Raw genomic sequence first — 7641 nt, 5'->3', positions numbered from 1 at the left:
CATTTAACGAAGATTATATGCATATATGCACCAATCCCCTCACTATTTGTGGTAGTGAGGGGATTTTTGATGCGGCTTAACGTCGCCTTCTATTTATTACGTTTACTACTAAGCCAGTAAGTAAAATACGCAACTGCACAGCCACTAATGACTGGTGCAATGATGTGAACGAAGATCATAAGCATATTAAGCACCTCCTTCCGTCGAAAATACCGCCGGAAGTTAAGGCGACTCTATTATTATATCATCTGTAAACACGTAAGCATATCCACTTCCGATAAGTGAACTTATGTCAAAAGTATTATCTATTAAAAAACAAATTACCTTTATTATTAAGTCTACTTAGTCATAATCAAAGTCATATTAGCGTACATAATTAAGTCGAATTATGATTTTTAGAAAGCGCGTATTGGTCACTTGTATGATTTATCATACTGCTTATAAAGCATAAATAAATGAAAGATGTCTTACTCATGTTTGATAAATTCTTGTGATATTTTTTATATTAAACACTTACATTTTTGCTATAAAAATATTTTTGTACTCATCACTTTTTGAATAAAGTATCTCAAACATATCCCTAAATGATTCATTATAATGAACATAAAATAAAAGTAATAAGAAATTATTTAGGCCTTATTATTCAAAAACAAATTATAAAAACATCCAAATCTAAACAGAAATATGGTCAAAAAGAGCTAAAACAAAATACAAAATGAGGTACAAAAGGACGCATTTGTTACATCAATATTTGATCAATCAAACCTAAAAATTAAAATAAGATCACACTTAAGTGGTCTTATTTTTTATACGAAAAAAGTCCAAAAAAACAGACTCTATGGAGTCTCGATATCAAAAAAATCAGACTCTCGAGAGTCTAAAAAATTTTAAAGCCCGTCAAATCAACGTTAAGTAGAGTATTCTGACAATTAAAAGTGGTCTTGTAACAATTGTAAAGAGTCTGCAATAAAATGTGATATCACCCTCTTTAGTCAAATGCCTAAGAATGCTTATAATCACCTTTATATAAAGCTTTTAAGCTATATATGGTGAATAATTGAGCAGAACGAATAAAAGGTAAATCTTTCAGCTATGCTGAATACCACCAAAGGTGGTACTGGATTTCCTTATGCTCATACTTGAGACTCCGAAAACAGACTCTACTTTTTGTAATATTTCCAAAAGTAAAACGTACTTGGAGACAAAAGAGGCTATTCTTTTCTTCATTTTTTTACTTTAAGTTCTTATTTTTATTTTCAAAATGAGTATTGTTAGTAAAATGATTGGAGATAAAAAAAGAGAAAACTAAGTAAATATCTTTACTTAGTTTAGGATAGAAAAGTTCAAATTTAAAATTTTATTCGGTCCGTTTCTTGAACATTAACGACTTATTTTTTACCTATATTGAATCCACATTTTGATTTTTTTTGAACGATAAATGCGACCATTTATTTCCGTTCATTAACAAAATAAATAGCAAAAACGATTTTACTAAGTCACTTTTATAACTACAAAGGATTGATAAAAAATATAAACACGGTTAACACTTTTACATTTTTAAAAGTTAAAACAACACTAAATGATTATTTGTTTTTCATTTTATGCGACATGTTTGAGCCATTATTAAACGAAGAATACTCGTTTATAGAAAAAAATAGGACTAAAACGTTTCTGTTTTAGTCCCACCTACTTGCTTAACTACAGTTCATTTTCAGATTTACTTAATTGCCATTGAAGATAAAGTTCGACTGCAGTTAACAGAACATTAATCATTGCCAAAGTAACCTTAATCTTTTTCTTATTACGCATAAGAGTTCCTCCTTTCTTTAATAGCAGCATGCTATGTTGTGAAATTGTGACATTGTATTGATGTTATTTTGTTATCTCCTCCTTTACCTTTCGTTTGGTCTAGGTGGTTGCCTTAGCAACCACTTGTTAATAAAAAAAGAGAACATCTATCTAAAGATGCTCTCAAATTGAAGCATTGTTGGCCTATTAAATTGAATTATTGATTAAATAAAGAAGTGATGGGTAAATGGTCACGTCGCTTATTCAGCGTATGTACTTCTGCGAATTCTGATTTAAGAGATTTCATTAAGTATCCTTGCATGGCTTCAACGGTTTCATTTTTTTGAATAAGCATGGCTTTAAAACGTTTAAGAACATGAAGTATTTCTATTTCCATATCTTCTAACAAGTAGTAGCTATCAATCGCATTGTTGAAAGATGTTTTGGCTTTTAATAATACAGTTTTGATAATTTTAATTTCATCTACTTCAAAGTTACTTAGATATTTTTGAATACTCTGTGGTAGTTCTTCTAATAATTGGAACTTTAAAGCTTCATCATTAAAGTTTGGATTATAGTGATTTGAATGATTTGTGTGATTATTAGAATATGTTAGTTTATTATCATTCAAATCATCCGTATCATTACTCTCAATCTTAATATAATTAGTATCATTATAATCAGTATCATTAGACTGTGAATTTGGAAGTTCTTGACCACTGAAATTCACAGTTCTAGAACTTCCAAATTCATTGTTCTGGAACTGTGAATTTGGAAGTTCCTTGCTATGACTGGCTTTAATGTCATAATTAGGTTTTAATAGGTATAATCTATTTGGTTTATTAAGGCCAACACGTTCTTGAGTTAGTAAATTAAAACTTATTAACTCTTTTTTTAATTTTATAATTTTTTGTTCTGCATAACCTAAGTATTCGCACAAATGTTTATTACTGAAAATAAAGTAAATGTTATTATTTTTATCTACCCATTCATTTTGGATGGATAATTCAAAGCGATCTTTTAATAACGCATACATAATTTTGGCTTCCGCCGACATTTTTTTAAAATATACATCTTCGAATAAATATTTAGGTAGTTGATAAAACCTTTCAGTTTTTACTTGTGATAAATTGTATTTTTCAAAATTGGGCATAATAAAAACCTCATTTCCATTTTTAGGATTGAGGTAATAAAACAATTTTTACGTAAGTTATATGTTTTGTGCTTGCACTTAGATGATTAGATAGATATAATACAAGTATCAAAAAATATATAAACAAACGAGTGCGAATCGTTTTATTACCGAGAGTCAATGCTACGCCAATAGCATTGACTCTTTTAGTATTTATAAAGCAATATTAACACTTTTAAGAAAGTATATAAAGAGTTTTAAATATAGTTAAAAGCACATTGCCATGGCAAAATGTGTAGTTCATTGTTTTAGTGCCTAATTAAGATTCAAAAACATATTATAGGGACCTAATTAGGTACATATGTAGTAAATAGGTAGTAAATTTAGGTGGTAAATGATGAAATAAACTTGATTAGGTGGTAAAATTTAGGTACTAAATTAGGTACCTAAGGGTGGATGTTATGAGAACTATTAAAATGGTTGCTGATGAATTAGGTGTAACTAAACAAACTATTGTTAATAATGCTAAAAGTTTAAATATAACTTTTGAAAAAGAAAATGGGATTAATTATATTGATGATAATGATTATTTGAAAATTATAGAAAAAATTACTAAGAAAGAGAGTACAATCCAAAATAAAGAATCAGTAAAAAAAGAATTGTTTGGTGAAAATACTGCAAAAGCAGAAAAGAATATATATAATAATTCAAATAGTTCTAAGGCATTAAAAACAAAAGTAAACGAATTAGAAAAGCAAATAGAAATCTTTGAAACTAGAGCTAAAAATGATGAAAAATATATTGAGAATTTAACTAAGCAATTAGATCAACAAAATAGCAATGTTAATACATTAAATAAATTGTTGGAGAATCAACAAATATTAGCTTTAGAAAGCAATAAAAAAATTCAAAAACTAGAAAGCCAATTAGAAGAAGAAAGACAGCTTAATTATTCTTTTGATACAGCGACGAATAATAGACAAAATATTAATCCGCAAGAAGCAACTTTTACTGAAGAATCGCAAAATATCAACCAACAACAAACAAAGCGTCAACCAACAGAAGTAAATTACAAGGATATAGCTGAAGAGAAAAAGAACGACAGTACAAATGAAGGTGAATTAACAAAAGAGGATAAGTTCGTTGAAGAAACGAAGAGTGATCCTGATGATAATAGGGAGGTAGAACCACCTAAAAAGGGATTTTGGAGTCGTTTATTTGGTAACTAATTGCAATTAAAAAGGCACAACAAGTTTATGAACTTGTTGTGCCTTTTTAATGTGACTCAAACTTCTGATAATCATTACTTATGTCAATAAAAGATAAAAGTTCCTTTATACGTGTTTCTAATACTATGATATATTGAAATAAATAGTAATAAATAAAGGATGGGGCGAAATTGGCATATCAGAGTGAGTTTTCCTTAGAGAAGGAAATGATGAATCAATTAAAAGAAAATGGATATGAAGTCGTAACAATTAGAAATGATAAACAACTATTAGATAACTTCCGTTCTATATTAAATGAACGTCATAAAGATAAATTAAATGGCCAACCATTAACAGATAAAGAATTTCAGCGCTTATTAACTATGATTAATGGTAAAGGAATATTTGAGAGTGCACGTATCCTGCGTGACAAATTACCATTAAAACGTGATGATGAATCAGAAGTATATTTATCCTTTTTAGATACTGCGAACTGGTGTCAAAATAAATTCCAAGTGACGAACCAAGTATCCGTTGAAGATACATACAAAGCAAGATATGATGTGACGATTCTTATCAATGGATTACCACTTGTTCAAGTGGAGCTCAAACGTCGAGGCGTCGATATCAATGAAGCATTTAACCAAGTAATGCGCTATCGTAAACAAAACTACACAGGTCTGTTCCGTTATATTCAAATGTTCATTATTAGTAACGGGATAGAAACGCGCTATATCTCTAATAATGATGGTGAAATTTATAAGAGTCATATGTTTTATTGGAGTGATAAACATAATAAACGCATTAACACACTTAATGATTTTACCGAAACATTTTTAAGACCGTGTCACATTGCGAAAATGATTTCACGTTACATGATTATTAATGAAACAGATAAATTATTAATGGCGATGCGTCCGTATCAAGTACATGCCGTAGAATCATTGATACACCAAGCAACAGAAAATCGGGAACTTATTTAGAAGATTCGACAATTTCATTGAAAAACAATCACAAAAAATTGATTTATTGAAAGAACGTAAGAAGGGCTTTTTGCAGAAAATGTTTGTGTAGTTCTGATAAAGCCCTATTATGTAAAGTAAAAAAAGAGAGCGTATTTGCTCTCTTTTCTTGTTTTGTTATTAAAAAGCTCATAATAGATTATGATCATCTGTTTTGGGACGCTGTGAGAGGCTCTCAGTTTCATCGAAGTAAAGTTTATTAAACCAAATCATTATCGTGTTTAATTCTGTAAATTGTCTGCCTTGTTATGTTTACTTCTTTCGCAATTTTACTAATTGCTTGGCCTTCTTTTAACATTTCCACCACGCGATGATAAATAACACGTTTCTGTGGGTCTTTAGCATTCGCTGAATAAAGTAACGGACGCCCTTTATATACACCTTTTTCTTTAGCTACTTGAATACCTTGCGCTTGTCGACGTTTATTTTCATTTCGTTCTTGTTCTGAAACCATTGCTAATATTTGTATGATTAAATCTTTCATAAACTTATCTAATAAAGGATTGCCAATGACTTCATTCATCATAGGTAAACTAGTAATCATCAATTGAACTTCTTTATCCTTTAAATAATTAACTGTGTTAATCACTTCATCATAATTACGACCTAAGCGATCAATCGATTCTACTACAAATCTATCGCCCATTCTCACAAAGTTAAGTGCTTCTTGAAATACGGGTCTATTTTCTACTGACTTTCCCGACTGTTTCTCTGTAAATATTTTCTCTACGCCAAATGTTTTCAAATTATCTATCTGTCTCTCTAAATTTTGATCTATCGAAGATACTCTTGCATAACCTATAATCATTCATTTTCACTCCAAAATTAATATACACCCTAATCATACGTTCAAGTTACTATAAATTCAATAACTTATTTTGTGTGATTAGGGTGTGCCCTAAATAACATAAATCAGTAGCTTGCAAAAATTTAATTAATAATTTATAGTTAATATATCAAAAAAAGTTGATTTATTGTTTTTAGTATTTTATAAAGGAATTCAATTTTATGAGAATAAATCATGCGAGTACATTATCTATTGATTATTTTGTTAGTTATTTAAACCTAATTATGATATCAAGAGAAGTTTCTTTAAAAGAAGCTGTATCATATATGAAATACTCTTTCTTTAACAACAATATTGAAAGATATGGTGAAATAACTGCACATAACTTTAAACAAGCAGTTGAAAGACTTAAATAATTATCTAATATAAGAATGGAAGTGATTAAATGGAAATAATCAAGACCAATCCAGATGTACATAAAGAAGAACAATTAGATTTTTATGAAAAGATATTTGATGCACTTGCAGATAAGATTAGACTTAAAATTTTACAATCAATACGTCAAAGTGATACAAAGTCTTTGTGCGTGTGCGATTTGGAAGAAATATTAGGATTGAAACAATCTAAACTTTCGTACCATTTAAAAAGATTGGTAGATGCAAATATATTAAGTGCTGAAAAGCATGGTACTTGGAATTATTATCAAATTAATGAGCAACAAATACAGATAGTTTTAAATGAAGATACTTGCTGTAAGATACTTTAAGTATCTTTTTTATCATAGTATTAATCAATATTTTTTGATTAATACATCAAAAAATATTGATTAAATAAATTTGGAGGCGTTATACTAATGATAGATTCGGTTATAGAATTTATGAAAACATTTCTAATGCTATTTTTTGAATTATTAATACTGTTCATAATCGTAAGTTTTATTGTAAGTCTAATCCAACAAGTAGTTTCGGAAGATAAAATCAAAAGCATGTTAAGTCGGCCTAACCAAGGAATCAATTATTTTTTAGGGATGATATTTGGTGCGATAACGCCCTTTTGTTCCTGTTCGACTATTCCAATACTCGCAGGATTATTAAATTCTAAAGTACCTTTTGGTCCATCTATGAGTTTCTTAATGGCTTCACCATTGATGAACCCATTAATGATATTTATGTTATGGGCTTTATTAGGTTGGAAAGTTGCTGCTGTTTATTTTGTTGTACTAGCAATATTTAGTATCTTAACAGGTTTTGTATTTTCAAAAATGCATTTAGCTAAAAGTTATAAAGGAGTAAATGTTAAAGGCGATGGATTTTTTGCTAATAAAACAGGATCTCGTTTTAAACAAGCATTAAACGATGCGTGGGCATTTTTATATCCAATGCTTCCTTACCTATTTATTGGTGTATTTATTGGAGCATTCATATATGGATTTGTACCCGAAACATTTATTACAAAATACGCAAGTGGAGATGGCGTTATATCTGTATTCATTGCATCTGTTATTGGTATTCCTATGTATATCAGACCTGAAACAATGTTACCTATAGCTGAAGCATTAGTATCAAAGGGGATGTCCTTAGGAACAGTAGTTGCATTAATCATAGGTGGTGCTGGGGCAAGTATTCCCGAAGTTGTATTATTATCTAAATTATTCAAGAAAAAATTTGTAGTTTCATTCGTTATCGCAATTTTAGTTGTAGCTAT

General features: G+C 29.3%; 7 protein-coding genes and 1 pseudogene. 5 read left to right on the top strand and 3 right to left on the bottom strand.

Going from position 1 to position 7641, the window contains the following annotated elements:
- Window positions 1-89 precede the first annotated feature (89 nt).
- Window positions 90-185 carry a type I toxin-antitoxin system Fst family toxin gene (locus HMPREF2580_RS12120; RefSeq protein ID WP_002441941.1) on the bottom strand — a complete coding sequence of 32 codons (96 nt, stop codon included), beginning with the start codon at window positions 183-185 and terminating at the stop codon, window positions 90-92.
- Between the two features lie 1820 nt (window positions 186-2005).
- Window positions 2006-2941 (bottom strand): replication initiator protein A, encoded by a 936-nt coding sequence (locus HMPREF2580_RS00035; RefSeq protein WP_037551369.1) that lies wholly within the window; start codon window positions 2939-2941, stop codon window positions 2006-2008.
- A 440-nt stretch (window positions 2942-3381) separates the two neighbouring features.
- On the opposite strand from HMPREF2580_RS00035, the gene HMPREF2580_RS00030 reads away from it, so the two are divergent.
- Window positions 3382-4149 (top strand): DUF536 domain-containing protein, encoded by a 768-nt coding sequence (locus HMPREF2580_RS00030; RefSeq protein WP_030062665.1) that lies wholly within the window; start codon window positions 3382-3384, stop codon window positions 4147-4149.
- Between the two features lie 170 nt (window positions 4150-4319).
- A pseudogene (locus tag HMPREF2580_RS00025) lies at window positions 4320-5093 on the top strand (type I restriction endonuclease); the annotation flags it as partial.
- Window positions 5094-5349: 256 nt separating this feature from the next.
- Here HMPREF2580_RS00025 and HMPREF2580_RS00020 read toward each other — a convergent pair.
- Window positions 5350-5958 carry a recombinase family protein gene (locus HMPREF2580_RS00020; protein WP_060545605.1) on the bottom strand — a complete coding sequence of 203 codons (609 nt, stop codon included), beginning with the start codon at window positions 5956-5958 and terminating at the stop codon, window positions 5350-5352.
- 200 nt (window positions 5959-6158) lie between these two features.
- Between HMPREF2580_RS00020 and HMPREF2580_RS00015 the strand changes: the two genes are divergently transcribed.
- From HMPREF2580_RS00015 to HMPREF2580_RS00005, 3 genes are all read left to right on the top strand, one after another.
- Complete coding sequence (locus HMPREF2580_RS00015; RefSeq protein ID WP_070829978.1) at window positions 6159-6353, top strand: hypothetical protein; 195 nt, start codon at window positions 6159-6161, stop codon at window positions 6351-6353.
- Window positions 6354-6382: 29 nt separating this feature from the next.
- Window positions 6383-6703, top strand: coding sequence for an ArsR/SmtB family transcription factor (locus HMPREF2580_RS00010; RefSeq protein ID WP_070829977.1), 321 nt, complete (start codon window positions 6383-6385; stop codon window positions 6701-6703).
- Between the two features lie 87 nt (window positions 6704-6790).
- Window positions 6791-7641 (top strand): permease (locus HMPREF2580_RS00005; protein ID WP_070829976.1); only part of this gene is annotated, 851 nt, incomplete at its 3' end.

Origin of the sequence: Staphylococcus sp. HMSC036D05 (genome assembly GCF_001836225.1) — a bacterium.
Taxonomy (GTDB): Bacteria; Bacillota; Bacilli; order Staphylococcales; family Staphylococcaceae; genus Staphylococcus; species Staphylococcus caprae.
This window is presented reverse-complemented; position numbering and strand designations above follow the sequence as displayed.